Source organism: Duganella sp. GW821-FHT07G03, assembly GCF_059418605.1.
The window spans coordinates 36,935-54,937 of sequence record NZ_JBWKQE010000027.1 but is presented as its reverse complement, the minus strand read 5'-3'; the positions used below and the strand labels follow the sequence as shown (position 1 = coordinate 54,937).

The following is an 18,003-nucleotide window of genomic DNA, read 5'->3' as shown; positions in this document are numbered from 1 at the left end:
TGGCCGCCACCCGGTCGCCGTAACGCGCCTTGACGCCTGCTCGGCCATTACAGCCAGCCGGCGTCGCGGGCCAGGCGGAAGGCTTCGACCCGGTTGCCGGCGTCGAGCTTGCTGATCGCGTCGGAAAGATAGTTGCGCACCGTGCCTTCGGACAGGTGGATCTGGCGCGCGATGTCGCCGCTGCTGCGGCCCTCGCCCGCCAGCCGCAGCACCTGCCGTTCACGCTCGTTGAGCGGGTCTTGCTGTCCGCTCCAGCTCTCCAGCGCCAGCTCCGGCGCGATGGCGCGGCCGCCCGCGTGCACGGTGCGGATGGCCGCCGCCAGCGTCTCGGCCGGCGCATCCTTGAGCAGGTAGCCGCGCACGCCGGCGCCCAGCGCGCGCCGCAGATAGCCGCTGCGGGCGAAGGTGGTGACGATCATCACCCGCGTCGGCAGGCTGTGGCCGGCCAGCGCGGCGGCCAGTTCCAGCCCCGTCATCAAAGGCATCTCGATGTCGGTCAGCAGGATGTCCGGCCGCAGCGCCAGGCATTGCGCCAGCGCCTCCTGGCCGTTGGCGGCCTTGCCCACCACGTCCAGGTCGCCCTCCAGTTTCAGCAGCGCCGCCAGCGCGCCCAGCACCAGTGCCTGGTCTTCGGCGATCACCACTCTTATCATCGTCATGCGGCCACTCCCATCGGCAAACTCAATTCCAGCGCCAGGCCGCGGTCGGCGCGCAGCGCCAGCCGCCCGCCCAGCGCGGCCACCCGCTCCCTCATGCCGCTCAGGCCGGAGCCGTGCACGATCGCGCCGCCTTCCTGCGCGCGGCCGTTGTCGCGCACCCGCAGCACCACCATGCCCGACTCCAGCGCCATCCTCACCTCGCAATGGGAAGCGCCGGCGTGGCGCAGGATGTTGGTCACCGCCTCGCGCAGCGCCAGCGACAGCACGTTCTCCAGCGCGGCCGGCAAGACGAAGGGCTGCACCTGTTCGGTGAAGCCGACATTGGCCGCCGCCAGGCTGGCGCGCGCCGTCGCCAGCTCGTGCGCGAAGCCGGTCTGGCGGATGCCCGTCACCGCCGAGCGCACCTCGCTCAGGGCCTTGCGCGCGCTCTGCTCGATATCGCGGATCTCGCTGCGGCAGGCCTGCGGATCGCGCTCCAGCAGCTTGCCCGCCAGCTCGGCCTTCAGGGTGATCATCGACAGCGTGTGGCCCAGCAGGTCGTGCAGGTCGCGCGAGATGCGTTCACGCTCGGCGATGCGGGCCATGTGGGCCACCTCCTCCTGCTTGCGCAGCAGCTGGTCGCGCGAGCGCCGCACGTTCTCCTCCATGATGCTGGCAAATCCGATGGGACCGCCGACCACCAGCACCGGCACCAGGAAATTGATCTTCAGCGTGACGGACGGCGTCATCAGGCAACCGCACAGCAGCACCAGTACTATTCCCAGGTAGGCGTGGCCGCGGCGTTCGAAGCGCGCGCACATGGCGCTGGCGAAAATGAAAAAAGTGCTGGCGCCGGCATTGTACGGCGCCCACAGCACGCCCAGCAGCACCATGGTCAGCAACAGCGGCACCACCCGCAGATTGCTGCGCCAGAAGCTGGCGAAATACACGGGGAAGAACACCAGCAGCGTCAGCGCCAGCCACACCAGCTCCGCCGGGCTGGGGCCGACGTAGGCATACTTCCACACGATGAACAGCAGCGACCACACCCACAAGTACGGGCCCTTGCCCATCGCCGGCGGCACCCACGGCCCGCCCAGCGTGCTTTTCAAAGTGTGCAGTATCCCCACGTCCATCCTTTGCCTGTTACTCGTTCACCAGCCGCACGTCGGCGATCTGGAACTGATAGTCGCCCAACTTCGGCCCAGCGTTGAACGCTATCATGGTCACCGCGCCAAAGTCTATGCCCTTGAAGCCATCGAACGGCAGCGCCACCTCTTTCCACTCGCCCGAAGTCTCGAACGGCTGGCTGACCGGGATCTGAATGCCGCTCGACAGGATGCCGACGCTGTAGCGCTGGCCGTCGCCCTTGACGCGGAAGCGCAGCACCTTGGCGCCGCGCAGGTCGGCCGGCTGCATGATCTGCGTGCCGGGCATGAAGGCCAGGCCCGCCCAAGGATAGGCAAAGCCGGGCTGCACTTTCGCCTTCACCGCCAGCGGACGCTGGCCGTCCGCGCCAGCTTCCTCCACTTTCAGATCGACGCTGGACTTGCCGCCGGCGAATTGGTCGGTGGACGGCATCCAGCCGATGCCGATCGGGCTGGCCAGCTTATCGGCCGAGAACTGGCTGATGCGGCCACCGTCGGGCAGCGCCAGCGCCAGCGGCGGCTGCGTGCGCGGCGCCAGCTCCTGCGCCACCTTGTCCAGCTGGGCCTTGCGCAGCGGGCTGACGGCGTCGCCGTCCTTCCACACTTCGACGATGTGGTGCAGCGCGCCGATATCGCTGCCGGCATCGCCCTGCACCAGCAGCAGGTTGGCCTTGTAGCCCTTGGCGATGCGGCCACGGTCGGCCAGCTTGAAGGCGCGCGCCGGCGCCGACGTGGCGGCGGCCAGCGCCTGCTGCGGCGTCAGGCCGGCCTGCACCAGCGAACGCAGTTCGTGCAGCACGCTGATGCCGTACTGGGTGCCGGAGTTGCCGGCGTCGGTGCCGGCCAGCAGTGGCGCGCCAGCCTTGTTCAGCGCCGCCACCACCTGGTTCGGCGCCGCCATCAACACGCTACGGACTTGTTGGCCGTAGGTGACCTTCAGCGGTGCGGCCTGCTCCTTGGTGAGCAAGGCGGCCAGGCCGGCGTCGCCGATCACGTCGTCCTCGCGCATGCCGGCGATGCTCTCCAACACGCTCATGGTCGGGATGACGAAGGCGCGCTTCTGCTGCACCAGCTTGACGAAGCCGGCCAGCTCCGCGTCGCTCAGGCGCTCGCCGTTGAACAGGTGGACCAGGCCATCGGCGCCCGCTTCCAGCGCGGCGCGAGAGTCGGCCAGGTTGCTGACGTGGACCACCGCCAGCTTGCCGCGCAGATGGGCCGCCTCGACCAAGGCCTTGACCGTCGGCAGGTCCAGCGTTGGCGTCGCATGGCCGGGACGGCCCGGTTCCATGACGATCTTGATGAAATACGAACCCTCGGCGATGCGGGCATCGACGAAGGCCTGGGCTTCATCGGGCCGGGTCAGGGTCGGTATCGCCATGCCGTACTCGGTGCCGTGGCCGCCCGGCACGGTGGCCAGGGTGCCGGCCGAATACATGTCGGCCTGGTCGCGGTTGTCGTTGCTGCGCATTTTGGCGCTGATCTGCTGCATCGTCGCCACGCCGGTGAACATGTCGATCTGCGTGGTCACGCCGAACATCAGCGGCAGTTCCAGGTGGCGGTAGGCATGGACGTGGGCGTCGATCAGGCCGGGCAGCAGCGTACGGCCAGCGCCGTCGACGATGTGCGCACCGGCCGGCGCGCCGCCGCGGAAGTCGGCGTCGACAATCTTGTCGTCCTTGACCAGCACCGAGCGCTTGGCGTGCATCTGCTCGCCGTCGAACACGCGGGCGTCGCGTATCAGCCAGGTATCGGCCAGCGCCGGGATGGACAGGCCGAGGCCACAGGCAAACAACATCTTCGAAAGTACAGGGTTCATTGAAGTCTCCGGGTTGGTATGACGACAGTGTGCAGCGATGGCGGAGGCCCCGCCAGAAGCAAATGACACAATTTTGACATGACAATTGTCAGATCCCCCGCCGCCCTGCCGATGCGGTTAGAATTGTACTAAACAAGTCCCATCCGCCGATACGGAAGAAGAACACCGCATGCTCAGTATCTTCAATCATCGCTTACGAACATTCGCCTGTCTGGGTGCCCTGCTTGTGTGTATGGCGCCAGCCGTTGTTGCGGCGCCGACGGCCAAATTTGCGCCGGTGCCGGTGGTGTCGATTTTCCGCCCGCTGCAGGCCAACGGCTCGGCCGACGACGCGCTGGCCAGCGGCCGCGTGGTACCGGGCACGTATCCGATGGCGCCCAAGGCCGGCAAACACTGGCGCATCGCCTTCCTGTTCCCGCACCTGAAAGACCCGTATTGGGCCGGCTGCAGCTATGGCGTCATCAGCGAGGCGCGCCGCCTGGGCGTCGCCGTCGACATCCTGCCCGCCACCGGCTACGACGACCTGAAAGGCCAGTTGCGGCAGATGGACGCCGCCATCGCAGCCAAGTATGACGCCATCGTCATCTCGCCGATCGGCATGACGGCCAATAACAACTCGATCGCCAAGGCGCGCGCCGCCGGCATCCCGGTGTTCGAACTGGCCAACGACAGCCGCAGCGACGACCTGGCGATCAAGGTCACCACCTCGCTGCGCGCCATGGGCATGGAAGCGACCCGCTGGATGGTGCGCGACGCCCAGCGGCGCGGCCTGAAGTCGGTCAATATCGGCCTGCTGCCCGGCCCGATGGGCGCGGGCTGGGTCAAGGGGGAAGTGGACGGCACGCGGATCGCCGCGGCGGAAGCCAAGATACCGGTCAACATCGTCGACATCCGCTACGGCGACAGCGACCGCAAGGTGCAGACGCAGTTGGCGACGCAGATGCTGGCCAAGCACGGCGCCAAACTCGATTACCTGCTGGGCTGCACCGGCTGCGCGCCGGCCGCGGTCCTGCCGATCAAGGCGGCGGGCTTGAACGGCAAGCTGCGCGTGGTGGCCTACGACCTGACCGACGAAATCGCCGGCATGGTACGCAGCGGCGACATCTCCGCCGCCGCCGACACCAAGGGCGTCAGCCAGGCGCGGGTCGCGATCAACGCCGCCGTCAACCTGCTGGAGGGGCGCGGCAAGGATCTGCCGCACACCATCCTGATCAACCTCGGACTGGTCGACCAGCAGAACTTCGGCAGCTATCCCTTTGATACCTCGATCGCGCCGGAAAGCTACAAGGTCGTGCTGTCCTACGACCCTGCGAAGAACTGATCAGGCCTGCCGCTTCAGTTCCACCACGCGGGCGGCGCGGAAGCGGGCCGCCAGTTCGGTCCACTGCGCGTCCGCCTGGTCCAGCGCCGCCAGCTTGACGTGGCCATAGCCGCGCACCTGGTCCGGCAACTGCGCCAGCTTCAGCGCGGCCTCCTTGTTGTCGGCCCTCAGGCTGGCCGCCAGTTCGGCGGCGAACGCCAGGTAGCGCTCGCGCAGCGCCCGTTCGCGCTTGCGCTCCTGCGTGTAGCCAAAGACGTCGAGCGGCGTGCCGCGCAGCGACTTGAACCTGGCCAGCACGCTGAAGGCCGGCATCATCCAGCCGCCGAAGGTCATCTTGACCGGCACGTCGGAACCCGGCTTGCGGCGCGCCAGCAGCGGCGGCGCCAGATGGAAGGCCAGCTTGTAGTCGCCGTCGAACTGCGCGGCGATCTGCGCGCGAAAGGCCGGATCGGCATGCAGCCGCGCCACCTCGTACTCGTCCTTGTAGGCCATCACCTTGAACAGGTTGCGTGCCACTGCCTTGCTCAGCTGCTTGCGCGAGCCGCTGCCTTCGAGCGCGATCTCGCGCTGTTCGACGGCGGCCACGGCGTCCGCGTACTGGCGGGCGTAGGCGGCGTTCTGGTAGCTGGTCAGCCAGTCGACGCGGAAGGCCACCATGTCGGCCAGCGACTTCGGCGCGGCGAACTGGATCACCTGCTGCGACGGCTGCACCAGGCGGTCCAGCGCCGAACGGTCGGCGGCGGCCAGGCGGCCCAGCATGAAGGCGCGCTTGTTCATGTCGATGGCGACGGCGTTCAGCTCTATCGCCCGCATCAGCGCCTCCAGGCCCACCGGCACCAGTCCCAGTTGCCAGGCAAAGCCCATCAGCAGGATATTGCCGCCGATCGGATCGCCGAGGAAGCGCTGCGCGGTTTCCTGCGCGTCCAGCTGCAGCACGTTGGCCGCGCCGGCCGATGCGGCCAGCTTCTCCAGCAGGCCGGCCTTGTTGATCGAGGCGTCGCGCTCGCGGGTGAAATCGGCGGTCGGGATTTCGCGCTCGTTGGCCACCACCTTGGTGTGACCTTCGCGCATCACGGACAGGCTGTCCGGCATGGCCGCCACCACCAGGTCGCAGGCGAACACCGCGTCGGCCTGGCGCAGGTCGATGCGCACCTGGTTCAGGCGCGATGGCGACGACGCCACCCGCACATGCGACAGCACCGCGCCGCCCTTCTGCGCAAAGCCCATGAAGTCCAGCGTTGACGCGCCCTTGCCTTCCAGGTGGGCCGCCATCGAGATCAAGGCGCCGACCGTGACGATGCCGGTACCGCCGACACCGGCCACCAATATCTCGAACGGCTTGGCCAGCGCATGGCGCGGCGGCGTTGGATAGGCGGCCAGCGCCAGCTCCAGGTCCGCCAGCGACAGCTTCACGCTTTCCGGCTTGCGCAGCGCGCCGCCCAGCACCGAGACAAAGCTCGGGCAGAAGCCTTCGACGCAGGAGTAGTCCTTGTTGCAGGACGATTGCTCGATCTGGCGCTTGCGGCCCAGCTCAGTCTCCAGCGGCAGGATGGACAGGCAGTTCGACTGCACGCCGCAATCGCCGCAGCCTTCGCACACGGCGGGATTGACCACCATGCGGCGCGCCGGGTCGGGGAAGACCACCTTGTCCGGCTTGTTCTTCTTGCGGCGACGGCGCTTCTCGGCGGCGCAGGTCTGGTCGTACACCAGCACCGTCACACCGGCGATCTCGCGCAGCATGCGCTGCATCGCATCGAGCTCGCTGCGGTGGTGCACGGTCACGCCTTCCGGCAGGCTCACGCCCTGGTAATTTTCCGGTGCGTCGGTCACCACCACGACCTTCTTCGCGCCTTCGCTGCAGACCTGCTGCACGATCTGCGGCACCGACAGGCTGCCGTCCACCGGCTGCCCGCCGGTCATCGCCACCGCGTCGTTGTAGAGGATCTTGTAGGTGATGTTGGTGCGGGCCGCGATCGCCTGGCGTATCGCCAGCGAGCCCGAATGGTAGTAGGTGCCGTCGCCCAGGTTCTGGAACACGTGCGGCTCGCCGACGAAGCGCGACGAGCCGACCCAGGCCACGCCCTCGCCGCCCATCTGCGCCAGGTAGTTGGTGTCGCGCTTCATCCACGTCGCCATGAAGTGGCAGCCGATGCCGGCCAGCGCGCGGCTGCCTTCCGGCACGCGGGTCGAGGTGTTGTGCGGGCAGCCGGAGCAGAAGTACGGCGTGCGCTTGACGCCATCGGCGCCGTTCGACAGCAGCTCGGCGGCGCAGAACTCCGGCAGCATGCGCGCCAGGTCCAGCTGCGCGAACTTCGGCGCCAGCCATTGCACCAGCGCCGGCGCGATGCGCGACGGCCGCAGTTCGCCTAGCGCCGACAGCAGCGCATCGCCATGGCGGTCGGTCTTGCCGATGACGATGGGACGCTGTTCCTGCGGCAGGTTGTAGAACAGGTTCTTGACCTGCTGTTCGATGACGGCGCCCTTCTCCTCCACCACCAGGATTTCGCTCAAGCCGGCGGCGAACGCCGACAAACGGCTGCGCTCCAGCGGATAGGTCAGGCCCGGCTTGTACAGGCGCACGCCCAGCTCTTCCAGGCGCTGCAAAGGCAGTTCCATGCGCTCCAGCGCCTCCAGCAAATCGAGGTAGGCCTTGCCGGCGCTGATGATGCCGATGGTGGCGCGCGGCGCCGGCACCACCAGCCGGTCGATGGAATTGGCGCGGGCGAAGGCCTGCACCGCCTCCAGCTTGGCGGCCGCGCGCTGCTCCAGCGCCAGGCCCGGCAAGTCCGGCCAGCGGTTGTGCAGGCCGTCCGGCGGCGCCACGTAGTCGGTCGGCGTGACGTACCGCGGCAGCGGCGGCAGCTCGACCACCGCGCCGCCCTCCACCGTTTCGGAGATGGCCTTGAAGCCGCTCCAGGCGCCGGAATAACGCGACATGGCCCAGCCGTACAGGCCGAATTCCATGTACTCCTGAATATTGGCCGGATTAATCACCGGCATGCTCCAGGCGATCAGCGCCTGCTCGCTCTGGTGCGGCATCGACGACGACACGCAGCCGTGGTCGTCGCCCAGGATCACCAGCACGCCGCCGGTCGGCGACGAGCCGTAGACGTGGCCGTGCTTGAGCGCGTCGCCGGCGCGGTCCACGCCCGGCCCTTTGCCGTACCACATGGCGAACACGCCGTCGACCTTGCGGGTCGGGTCGGCCTCGACCTGCTGCGAGCCCATGACGGCGGTGGCGCCCAGTTCTTCGTTAATCGCCGGCAGGAATTCGATGTGGTGGCCCTGCAGCAGGTCCTTGGCGCGCCACAGTTCCTGGTCGACGGCGCCCAGCGGCGAGCCGCGGTAGCCGCTGACGAAACCGGCGGTCTTGAGTTGGCGCGCTTCATCGCTGAGTTTTTGCATGCACAGCAGGCGCACCAGCGCCTGGGTGCCGGTCAGGAACACGCGGCCTTCGGCGCGGGTCAGGTTGTCGTCCAGCGCATAGTGCGGATCGGCCAGGAATGGCACGGGCAGGGTCATGGTGTTCATGGTCTCGTTTATAATTTTTTGATGAGAAAGGATATGTCCCCCCAGGCGAAAAATTATTTCTATCTCGTCGCCCCAAAGCGCTAAAATGGCGAAAATCTTTCCCAAAACGAGCAAAATAATGAAAAACTTGTCTATCGATCCCGCCTCGGTGAAAATCCTCGCCGAATTGCAGAAAAACGGCAGGATCTCGTCCAACGAGCTGGCGGAGAAGATCGGCATGTCGGCCAGCCCGTGCTGGCGCCGCCAGAAGGAGCTGGAGGACAACGGCTACATCGTCCGCTACACCGCGCTGGTGGACCGGCGCAAACTGGGGTTGTCGGTGGTGTGCCTGCTGCACATTTCGCTGCTGCGCCATGCGGAAGGGGTGGTCGAGCAGTTCGAGGCGGCGATGCGCCTGCGGCCGGAGGTGGTGGAATGCTACGAGACCACGGGCAGTTCGGACTACATGGTCAAGGTGATCGTGGCCGACATGGACGCCTACCACGACTTTTTACACAATGTACTGGTCAAGCTGAACGGCGTATCGCAAGTCAACACCAGCGTGGCGCTGCGCGAAGTGAAGTACGAGACGGCCCTGCCCTTGTAGCAACGCCGCCACCGGAGGCATACGCGAATTTGGTCCTGGCGTCCCGGCGGTCTGGCGACCGAAAAAAAGACCCCGCGAACGAGGCCTTATGTCACCGGTAGTATCGTGCAATGACTATTCAGCCACGCTGCTTGCGGCGCGCAACCACTCCAACCAGGCCCAGCCCGGCCAACAGCATGCCGTAGGTTTCCGGTTCGGGCACGGTGGTGATCTGCACGTCGTCTATGCCGGCCTGGCCGGCACTGCCGCGCAGGACGAAGGATTGCGCGACGCCGCTAAAGCTCACCGAAGTAGGGGAGAAAGCGTATGGGTTGTTACCCAGCCGTACCGAGCCGAGCAAGGCTCCGGTTCCGCCCAGGCCCGCATAGACATCCATATACGCCGTCGAGAACGCCCCGGACGTGAAGGCCAGGCTGCGGAACCCGGCCGCCACGTCGCCCACTGCCAGCGACTCACCGTTATAAGCCAGGTTGGGCTGCGAAGTCTGGCCGAATGGGCCGTCGATCACCACCAAATCGTGGTAGACCACACCGTAATTCACCCCCACCGCGCCAGCGCCATCGGTGCCGCCGTTGTAGAACTGGTCCACTTCGGCGCCGGGGGTGACGCCATCAAAATTCATCAGGATCGTAGCGGCTTGTGCTTGCAGCGCCACGCCCAGCAGCGCGACCAACATGCCACCCTTCAATGCAGATTTGACAGTCATGAAGACTCCGTTCAGAAATGGTTAGATGGAATTGAATTTAATTGCCTTTTAAAAACTTGGCAGCTGAACAGTAACACGATGTCGAATTTGTAACAACACTCGCAACAAAAACCGCTTGCCCATCACTGTGCCGATGCGCGCGCCGGCATCAAACAAGACTAGTCCGCGTTTGATCTGGATCAATCAAATTGCACCTTGATCTCTCTACGATGCTTGTCTATGCAGCAGCAACCATCGCGGAGGTAGCATGTCCTACAGAACAATACTCGTGCATGCCGACGGCTCGCCGCAAGCAGCGCAACGCATCCGGCTGGCGGCCCAGTTGGCGCTGGCGCATGATGCCCACCTGATCGGCGCCGCCATGACCGGCCTGTCGCGCCATGCCTTGCCGGATGGTTCGATCGCGCCGCTGGGCGCCCCCTTCCCTTTCGACCTGCGCCTGCTACGCTCCCGCGCCGACCATGCGCTGACCCAGTTTGCCGACTGCGCCAGCCGCATGGGCCTGCATTCCTTCGAGGCCCGTCTGCTGGAAGACGCGGTGGACGACGGCCTGATACTGCAAAGCCCGTATGCCGACCTGCTGGTGCTGGGCCAGGGCGACCCGCAGGGCCTGCCGGACGAATTGCTGAACCGCCTGCCGCAGGATGTCCTGTTCCAGAGCGCCCGCGCGCTGCTCATCGTTCCCCACCACGGCCAGTTCGACCACGTCGGGCAACAGGTGCTAGTGGGCTGGGACGGCAGCGTGGCGGCCATCCGCGCCTTGAGCGCCGCGCTGCCGGCGTTGCGGCGCGCGGCCCGCGTCACGCTGGTGGCCAGCCCGTCACCGGACGGCCACGGACGCCAGGCCGACCTGCCGGGCGCCGAGTTGGCCCGCTATCTGGCACGGCACGGCGTCAACGTCACCCTGGCCAAGCTGGACGGCGGACGCCAGGCGGGCGCGGCGCTGATGGCGATGGCGTCCGAGGTAGGCGCCGACCTACTGGTGATGGGCGGTTACGGCCACTGGCGCCTGCGCGAATGGATGCTGGGCGGCGCCACCGGCAGCGTCCTGCGCGGGATGACGCTGCCGGTCCTGATGGCGCACTAGGCGTGGGCGGCTTGCATGAAGATCGGGGCGCGGGCCGGGGCGGCGGCGGCCGGCGCGATGCCGGTGGCCAGTTCCTCCATCTTGGCGTGGTCGAGGATGCGCAGTTCGCGCTTGTCGACCGCGATCCAGCCGCCGGCGCGGAAGCGCGACAGCAGGCGGCTGATGCTTTCGATGGTCAGGCCCAGGTAGTCGCCGATGTCTTCGCGCGACATGCGCAACTGGAAGCTGGAAGGCGAATAGCCGCGCGCCGCATAGCGGGTCGACAGGTTCAGCAGGAAGGTGGCGAAGCGCTGTTCGGCGCGCATATTGCCGAGGAACAGCATGGCGTTTTGCTCGCGCATGATTTCCTGGCTCATGATGCGGTGGAAGTGGCGCAGCAGCTGCGGCACTTCGGCAAACAGCTCCTGCAGGCGGGAGAAGGGAATCTCGCACACCTCGCTGTCTTCCAGCGCCACCACGCCGCAAGCGTGCTGGCCGCTGCCGATGGCGTCCATGCCCAGCAGTTCGCCCGCCATCTGGAAGCCGGTGATCTGCTGCTGGCCGCCGTGGTTGACGCGCGAGGTCTTGAAGTGGCCGAAGCGCACCGCGTACAGGCTGTGGAAAGGCTGCTCCATGCGGCACAGGTTTTCGTCGCGCTCGACCCGGCGGCGGCGGCCGATGATCTTGTCGAGCCGGCCGATCTCGCTGTCGTTCAGGCCCTGCGGCAGGCACAGGTTCTTGAAGCCGCACGTCCCGCATTTGCCTTGGCCCGCACCGGCTGTATCGTTGGATGCGGCTAGTCGTATATTCGTGGTCATGTCGATGCTCCCTGATTCAGTATGGGATCAGTATCGACGATGGCAGGCGCGCTGGGCATCGGGCTTCGCGGCCCTGTCGTGTAGGGGCCGCCCGACAAAAAGCTGTAGGGGAAGCCCTACAAAACCTAGATCAGCCCGTGCTCCAGGGCGTAGCGGGTCAGTTCCGCATTGCTATCGAGTCCCATTTTTTCCAGAATGCGGGAACGGTAGGTGGTCACCGTGTTGGGGCTCAGGTGCAGCATTTCGCCGATGCGCACCAGCGATTCGCCGGCCGCGATCAGCTTGAGCACCTCCAGTTCGCGGTTGGACAGGGCGTCGTGGCCGGCGTTGCCGCCGCCGCCGATCAGGCTGGCCAGCTTCTCCAACAGGGCCGGGCTGACGTGCTTGCCGCCCGAGGCGGCCTTGCGCACCGCCGCCACCAGGGTGCTGGTCGGGGCGTCCTTGATCAGGTAGCCGGCCGCGCCCAGCTTGAGCGCGCGCACCGCGTAGATGTCTTCCGAATAGGTGCTCAGCATCAGCACGGCCAGCTTGGGCCGCTCGCTGCGCAGTTGCTTGAGCAGCTCCAGGCCGTTCTTGCCGGGCATGGTGATGTCGAGCAGCGCCACGTCGAACTCCTGGGCCAGCGCCAGTTGCAGCGCCTCCTGGGCGTTGCAGGCCTCGCCGTCGACGCGGATGTCGTCGGCCGAGCTCAGCATCAAACGCACGCCGTTGCGCGCGATCGCATGGTCGTCGACCAGCAAGACGCGGATGGGATTAGTACTCATGTTGATCGTCCAATGGCAGGCGCAGCAGCAGGGTCGTGCCCTGGCCGGGCCGGCCGGTTATTTTCAGTTCGCCGTCGAAATGACGGCAGCGTTCATGCATGCCGAGGATGCCCCAGCTTTCGCGGTTGAGCAGGCGCTCGGCCTCGATGCCCAGGCCGTCGTCGCTGATACGCAGCTCCAGCACGCCGTCGGCGTAGTCGACCTGCAGCGCGGCGTTGCGGGCGCCGGCGTGCCGCACCACATTGGTCAGCGCTTCCTGGGCGATGCGGAACAGCATCGTGCTGCGCCCGGCGTCGAGTTCCAGCACGGCGGCGGCGGCCGCCACCGTGCACTGGCAATGCAGGCCCGAACGGCGCTCGACCTGTTCGGCGTACCACTCCAGCGCGGCCCATACGCCCAGCTGGTCGAGCACGCTGGGCCGCAGGTCGGTGATCACGCGCCGCACCGTGTCGATCGCGTCCTGGGCCAGCCCGGCCGCCTCGGCCAGCAGGGGTTCGGCCGGCGCGGCGGCGGCGGCCGCGCGCTCGATGCTGACCGCGATATACGCCTTGATGCCGGTCAGCAGCCCGCCCAGCTCGTCGTGGATTTCCTGGGCGATGCGCTGGCGCTCGTTTTCCTTGATCTGCTCCTGGTGCGCCGACAGGCTGCGCAACGCCTGCTGCGACGCCAGCAAGGCCTGCTCGCCCAGCTTGGTCTGGGTGATGTCGATCAGGATGCCCTGCATGAACAGCGGCTGGCCCTGCTCGTCGCGCACCAGTTCGGCCTGGTCGCGCAGCCACACCGCGCGGCCATCGCGCGCGTGCAGCCGGTAGTCCAGGTGCAGCGGGCTGCCGTCGCGGCGGCTCTGTTGCAGCGCCGCCAGCGTGGGTTCGCGCTGCGCCGGGTCCATCAGGCGGCCGTGCAGCGCCGGGTCGGCCAGCCATTCGGCCGGGCTGTAGCCCAGCAGGCCGATCTGCGGACTGATGTAGCGCAGCGCGCCGCTGCCGCCCAGCTCGGCGATGTAGCTGATCGCCTGCATCTGCTCGACCAGGGTGCGGAACTGGGCCTCGACCTGGCGCTTGTCGTCGCGCAGCTGCTGTTCGCGCAGCATGCGGTGGATCGCGCCCGGCAGGAATTCCAGGTAGTAGCCGTCGACGTCCTTGACCAGGTAGTCGCGCGCGCCGCGCCGCATGGCCTCGGCCGCCACGGCGGCGCTGTCGGCGCCGGTCAGCATCATCACCGGAATGCCTTGCGCCGCGCCGTCCTCGTTCAGGTGGGCCAGGAATTCCAGCCCGGTCAGGTCGGGCAGATGGTAGTCGAGCAGGATGCAGTCGGGGCGCTCGCTGCGGGCCAGTTCCAGGCCCAGCTCGCCGCTATCGGCCTCCAGCAATTCGAACGCGGTATCGGCGGCGGCGAACGCGCGCCGACAAGCCATGCGGTCGACCGCGTCGTCCTCCACGATCAACACGCGCAGCGGGGTACTCACGGCATCTCGCTGATGGTCCAGTACAGGTCGATCGAGCGCATCATCTCGACGAAGCGGCGGTAGTCGACCGGCTTGGCCATGTAGCCGGCCACGCCCAGGTCGAAGCTGCGCACCTTGTCCTGCTGTTCCTCGGAGGTGGTCAGCACCACCACCGGAATGCGGCGCAGCGAGGCATCGACCTTGATCTGCTGCAGGAACTCGATGCCGTTCATGACCGGCATGTTCAAGTCCAGCAGGATGATGCAGGGCCGCTCCTGCGCCGGATCGCGCAGGTAGTCCAGGCCCGCCTCGCCGTGCTCCATGCTGACCACCGCGTTGCCGACATGGATTTCCTTCAGCGCGCGCTTGATGGTCATGATGTCGACGTGGTCGTCCTCGACCAGCAGGATGGGTTTGTTACTGACTTTCATGCAGGGTTTCCTGTTCTGGATAAGTGGGCGGCGGACTTGGGCAGCGTGAACCAGAAGGTGCAGCCCTGCCCCATCTGCGATTCCAGCCAGATGCGCCCCTGGTACATTTCCACGATTTTCTTGGCCAGCGCCAGGCCGACGCCGGTGCTCTCGACCCGGTCGCGCGAGGCCAGCGTCTGGAACAGCTGGAAGATGCGCTCGAAGTGGCGGGTCTCGATGCCGGGGCCGTTGTCGCGCACGCTGAAGCGCCAGTGGCTGCCGTCGTCCTCGCAGCCGATCTCGATCACGCCATCCGGCTTGTCCATATACTTGATGGCGTTGGAGATCAGGTTGTGGAACACTTGCTGGATGCGGGTCGGTTCGATCTGCACCGTCGGCAAGGCCGGCACCACCGCGATGCGGAACTGCGGCGGCGGCGCCAGCAGGTCCACCACGTCCACCAGCAGCTGGTTCAGGTCGACCGCCGACTGCGCCTCGCGCACCCGGCCCACCCGCGAGTACTGCAGGATACCATCGATCAGGCCGCTCATGCGGTGCACGCGGTTGATCAACAGCCGCATGTGTTCCTTGCCCTCGTCGTTGAACTGCTCGGCGTAGTCGGTGGCCAGCCAGTCGGCCAGCGAACCGATGCCGCGCAAGGGCGCCTTGAGGTCGTGCGACACCACATAGGCGAAGTTGGTCAGCTCCTCGTTGGCACTGCTGATCTCCTGCATCAGGCGGCGGTTGTGCTGCTCGGCCCGCTTGCGTTCGGAAATGTCGCGCACCATGCCGGTGAACATGCGGCGCGCGCCCAGCTGCATCTCCACCACCGACAGCTCCATCGGGAACACGCTGCCGTCCTTGCGCAAGCCTTCCACCTCGCGGCCCTTGCCGATGATGCGCTTCTCGCCGGTGTCGCGGTAGTGCGCCAGGTAGCCGTCGTGCAGCTTGCGGTGCGGCTGCGGCATCAGCATCGAGACGTTGCGGCCCGCCACGTCCGCCTCGGCGTAGCCGAACAGCCGTTCTGCGGCCGGGTTGAGCCGCTCCAGCACGCCCTGCTCGTCGATGGTGATGATGGCGTCGACGGCGGTCTCGAAGATGGCGCGCATGCGCGCCTCGCTTTCCTGCAACGCCTGCTGGGCCAGCTTGCGCTCGGTGACGTCGCGCACCGTGGCCAGCACCAACGGCAAGCCGTGCGAGGTGCGCAGCGGTGACAAGCTGACCTCGACGCCGAACTCGTGGCCGTCGCGGTGGCGCCCGAACAGCTCGGCGCCCGCGCCCATCGCGCGCGCGCGCGGCTGCTCGAAATAGTCGGCCCGATGGCCGCCGTGGTCGGCGTGGAAGCGGGCCGGCACCAGCGCCTCCAGCGCCAGCGCCAGCATGTCGCCGGGGCCGTAGCCGAACATGCGCTCCAGCGCCGGATTGGCCAGCACGATGTTGCCGGCCTGGTCGACGATCAGCATGGCGTCGGTGGCCGACGCCAGCAACCATTCCAGGCTCAAGCCCTCAATCCCGAGATTTTTCAACAGCGCGCCCTGTAAAACGATGCCCATCCGGCATCCAGACCCAAATCATACGATTGAATGGCCCGGAACACAAAAAAAATGCCAGATCGGCAATCCGGCCCATCGCGGCCGGCGCCCCCCACAAGTATTCTTGGGCATTTTGATCTGGATCAACGCCCCCTACAGACGGCGCCGGGGCATGGCCGTACAGTGGCTCCATGAATCCGTCTTTTCCCTCCGAACTGGAACGGCTAGCCGCGCGCCTGGCCGACGGCAGCTACGGCCGCTGCCTCAGCTGCGGCGCGCCGATCACGCCGCAGCGTCTGCGGGTCCAGCCCACTGCCCAGCGATGCCTGCCGTGCCAGGAAGCGCACGAGCAGCGTCCCCACCGCGGCACGCACGGTTGACGTCCCGAGGCAGCAGATACCAACCCAGCTGGCGGCGGATCTCCTCCAGCGGTGGCGGCGGCTCCAGCGACGCGCGGGTTCGGCGCGCCATATAGGCGCGGACGGATTCTTTGGTGGGATGCGTGGTATCGGTCATGGGCGTCGCCGGCGGTCGACCGGCGCCTCGGTAAAAATCAGCTATACCGTTTATACGCAAACGGGCGCCAACGGTTTCGCCGGAATGGCGCGTGAACCCCACGCTGAAGGCGCTGGCCGAACCGTAGCCGCCCTGCTCCAACAGCATGGCCGGCTGGCCGTCCACTGCGAGACGGCAGCAGCCAGAATGCGCAAACGCGCATGCAAGGGGCCATCCCCGAGGCCTACGCCGCGCTGGCGCAACAGGTGTTTGCCGGCTGGGCGCAGTCGCCCGTCGTTACCGAAGCGGACGACGTGGCGCAAGCGGTGTGGCGCGCGGATGCCGTGGCCCTGTGCGTGCCGCGCTGACGATCAGCCCGGCTGGACGAGGAACGCGGCGCCTTTCCCTGGCCCGCCGTCAGACGTGCGCCTGCGCCACCCGCGCCTCGGCCTGCGGCGGCTGCAAATTGCTCATGCGCGCGCGCAGCGGCTTGAGCACCAGCAGCGCCATCACGGCCGCCAGCGCGTTCATGCCGGCGGCGACATAGAACACCGTGTGCCAGCTGCCGGTGGCCGCCGTGATCAGGCTGCTGAACGGCACCAGCAAGGCGGCCGTGCCCTTGGCCGTGTACAGCAGGCCGGCGTTGGTGGTGGCGTAGCGGCTGCCGTAGGTGTCGCCGCAGGTCGAGGGGAACAGGCTGTAGATCTCGCCCCAGCCGAAGAACACCAGGCCGGTCAGGACCACGAACCAGAGCGGATCGCTGCCGAATTTGCTCAACAGCAGAATGCCGCCCGCCTCCAGGCCGAAGGCGATGAACATGGTGTGTTCGCGGCCGATATGGTCGGACACCCAGCCAAAGAACGGCCGCGTCAGGCCGTTGAAGATGCGGTCCAGCGACAGGGCGAAGGTCAGCGCCGGCAAGGTCAGGCCCAGGATGGACACCGGCAGTTCGGCGATCTTGAAGTCCTTGGCGATCGGCGCCAGCTGCGCCGTGGCCACCAGGCCGCCCACCGCCATCAGCACGAACATCAGGTACATGACCCAGAACACCGGGGTCTTGATCATCTCGGTCCAGCGCATCTGGACCGTGCTCTGCACCACCTTGGCGGCCGCGCGCAGCGGCGCCACCTGCGGCGCCTTGAGCAGGAAGGCGACGGCGAACACCACCAGCCCCTGGCCCAGGCCGAAGTACAGGAAGGCCGATTCATAACCGCTGGCCTTGATCACGGCCGAGATCGGAATGATGGTCAGCGCCGAGCCCATGCCGAAGCCGGCCGCCGTCAGGCCGGCGGCCAGGCCGCGCCGGTCCGGGAACCATTTCAGCGCGTTGCCCACGCAGGTGCCGTAGACCGCGCCGGCGCCCACGCCGCCCACGGCGGCGGCCGCGTACAGCAGCGGCAGGCTGTCGGCGAGCGAGTTCATCACCCAGCCCAGCGCCACCAGCACGCCGCCGGCCATGACCACGATGCGCGGTCCGAAACGGTCGACCAGATAGCCCTCCACCGGCACCAGCCAGGTTTCGGTGACGACGAAGATGGTGAACGCGACCTGGATCGCGGCCTTGCCCCAGTGGTATTTCTGGTCCAGCGGCAGCACGAACAGGGTCCAGCCGTATTGCAGGTTGGCGATCATCGCCATGCAGACGATGCCCAGGATCAGTTGTAGCCAGCGTCGTGGCGCCGGTGGCGCGCCGTTGCGCACCGCAGTCAAAGTAGTCATGTGTCGATA

16 protein-coding genes are annotated in these 18,003 nt (G+C 67.0%); 5 read left to right on the top strand and 11 right to left on the bottom strand.

Features of this window, described 5'->3' with window-relative positions; genetic code table 11:
* Nucleotides 1-47: 47 nt before the first annotated feature.
* Genes AC07OK_RS26410 through AC07OK_RS26400 form a run of 3 tightly spaced genes read right to left on the bottom strand, consistent with a single transcriptional unit; the run spans nt 48 to nt 3,602 of the window.
* A complete protein-coding gene (locus tag AC07OK_RS26410) occupies nt 48-659 on the bottom strand; it encodes a response regulator (RefSeq protein ID WP_494693045.1) in 612 nt (203 codons plus the stop codon).
* Nucleotides 656-1,774 carry a sensor histidine kinase gene (locus AC07OK_RS26405; RefSeq protein WP_494693044.1) on the bottom strand — a complete coding sequence of 373 codons (1,119 nt, stop codon included), beginning with the start codon at nt 1,772-1,774 and terminating at the stop codon, nt 656-658. The genes AC07OK_RS26410 and AC07OK_RS26405 overlap by 4 nt, the downstream gene beginning before the upstream one ends.
* Nucleotides 1,775-1,784: 10 nt before the next feature.
* Complete coding sequence (locus tag AC07OK_RS26400) at nt 1,785-3,602, bottom strand: CIA30 family protein (RefSeq protein ID WP_494693043.1); 1,818 nt, start codon at nt 3,600-3,602, stop codon at nt 1,785-1,787.
* 232 nt (nt 3,603-3,834) lie between these two features.
* Between AC07OK_RS26400 and torT the strand changes: the two genes are divergently transcribed.
* Entirely contained in the window at nt 3,835-4,923 is a 1,089-nt protein-coding gene (gene torT, locus AC07OK_RS26395; RefSeq protein ID WP_494693042.1) for a TMAO reductase system periplasmic protein TorT, read from the top strand.
* On the opposite strand, the gene AC07OK_RS26390 is transcribed toward torT, so the two are convergent.
* Nucleotides 4,924-8,454 (bottom strand): indolepyruvate ferredoxin oxidoreductase family protein, encoded by a 3,531-nt coding sequence (locus tag AC07OK_RS26390; RefSeq protein WP_494693041.1) that lies wholly within the window; start codon nt 8,452-8,454, stop codon nt 4,924-4,926.
* Between the two features lie 118 nt (nt 8,455-8,572).
* Here AC07OK_RS26390 and AC07OK_RS26385 point away from each other — a divergent pair, with 118 nt between their 5' ends.
* Entirely contained in the window at nt 8,573-9,040 is a 468-nt protein-coding gene (locus tag AC07OK_RS26385; protein WP_020706417.1) for an Lrp/AsnC family transcriptional regulator, read from the top strand.
* A 118-nt stretch (nt 9,041-9,158) separates the two neighbouring features.
* Here AC07OK_RS26385 and AC07OK_RS26380 read toward each other — a convergent pair whose 3' ends face one another.
* Complete coding sequence (locus tag AC07OK_RS26380; protein WP_494693040.1) at nt 9,159-9,746, bottom strand: PEP-CTERM sorting domain-containing protein; 588 nt, start codon at nt 9,744-9,746, stop codon at nt 9,159-9,161.
* Nucleotides 9,747-9,993: 247 nt separating this feature from the next.
* Between AC07OK_RS26380 and AC07OK_RS26375 the strand changes: the two genes are divergently transcribed.
* Entirely contained in the window at nt 9,994-10,833 is an 840-nt protein-coding gene (locus tag AC07OK_RS26375) for a universal stress protein (protein WP_494693039.1), read from the top strand.
* Here AC07OK_RS26375 and fnr read toward each other — a convergent pair.
* From fnr to AC07OK_RS26350, 5 genes are all read right to left on the bottom strand, one after another.
* Entirely contained in the window at nt 10,830-11,630 is an 801-nt protein-coding gene (gene fnr / locus AC07OK_RS26370) for a fumarate/nitrate reduction transcriptional regulator Fnr (RefSeq protein WP_494693038.1), read from the bottom strand. The genes AC07OK_RS26375 and fnr overlap by 4 nt on opposite strands.
* A 125-nt stretch (nt 11,631-11,755) precedes the next feature.
* A complete protein-coding gene (locus tag AC07OK_RS26365) occupies nt 11,756-12,394 on the bottom strand; it encodes a response regulator (RefSeq protein ID WP_494693037.1) in 639 nt (212 codons plus the stop codon).
* Nucleotides 12,384-13,859 (bottom strand): hybrid sensor histidine kinase/response regulator, encoded by a 1,476-nt coding sequence (locus AC07OK_RS26360; RefSeq protein WP_494693036.1) that lies wholly within the window; start codon nt 13,857-13,859, stop codon nt 12,384-12,386. Before AC07OK_RS26360 ends, AC07OK_RS26365 begins: the two co-directional genes overlap by 11 nt.
* Nucleotides 13,856-14,269 (bottom strand): response regulator, encoded by a 414-nt coding sequence (locus tag AC07OK_RS26355; protein ID WP_494693035.1) that lies wholly within the window; start codon nt 14,267-14,269, stop codon nt 13,856-13,858. The genes AC07OK_RS26360 and AC07OK_RS26355 overlap by 4 nt, the downstream gene beginning before the upstream one ends.
* On the bottom strand, nt 14,266-15,801 hold the full coding sequence (locus tag AC07OK_RS26350) for a sensor histidine kinase (protein WP_494693034.1): 1,536 nt from the start codon (nt 15,799-15,801) through the stop codon (nt 14,266-14,268). Before AC07OK_RS26350 ends, AC07OK_RS26355 begins: the two co-directional genes overlap by 4 nt.
* Nucleotides 15,802-15,971: 170 nt before the next feature.
* Between AC07OK_RS26350 and AC07OK_RS26345 the strand changes: the two genes are divergently transcribed.
* Nucleotides 15,972-16,160, top strand: coding sequence for a TraR/DksA family transcriptional regulator (locus tag AC07OK_RS26345; RefSeq protein WP_494693033.1), 189 nt, complete (start codon nt 15,972-15,974; stop codon nt 16,158-16,160).
* A gap of 336 nt (nt 16,161-16,496) precedes the next feature.
* Nucleotides 16,497-16,643 carry a hypothetical protein gene (locus AC07OK_RS26340; protein WP_494693032.1) on the top strand — a complete coding sequence of 49 codons (147 nt, stop codon included), beginning with the start codon at nt 16,497-16,499 and terminating at the stop codon, nt 16,641-16,643.
* A 49-nt stretch (nt 16,644-16,692) separates the two neighbouring features.
* On the opposite strand, the gene oxlT is transcribed toward AC07OK_RS26340, so the two are convergent.
* Nucleotides 16,693-17,994: an oxalate/formate MFS antiporter gene (gene oxlT, locus AC07OK_RS26335; RefSeq protein ID WP_494693031.1), complete on the bottom strand. Its 1,302-nt coding sequence runs from the start codon at nt 17,992-17,994 to the stop codon at nt 16,693-16,695.
* Nucleotides 17,995-18,003: the final 9 nt, after the last annotated feature.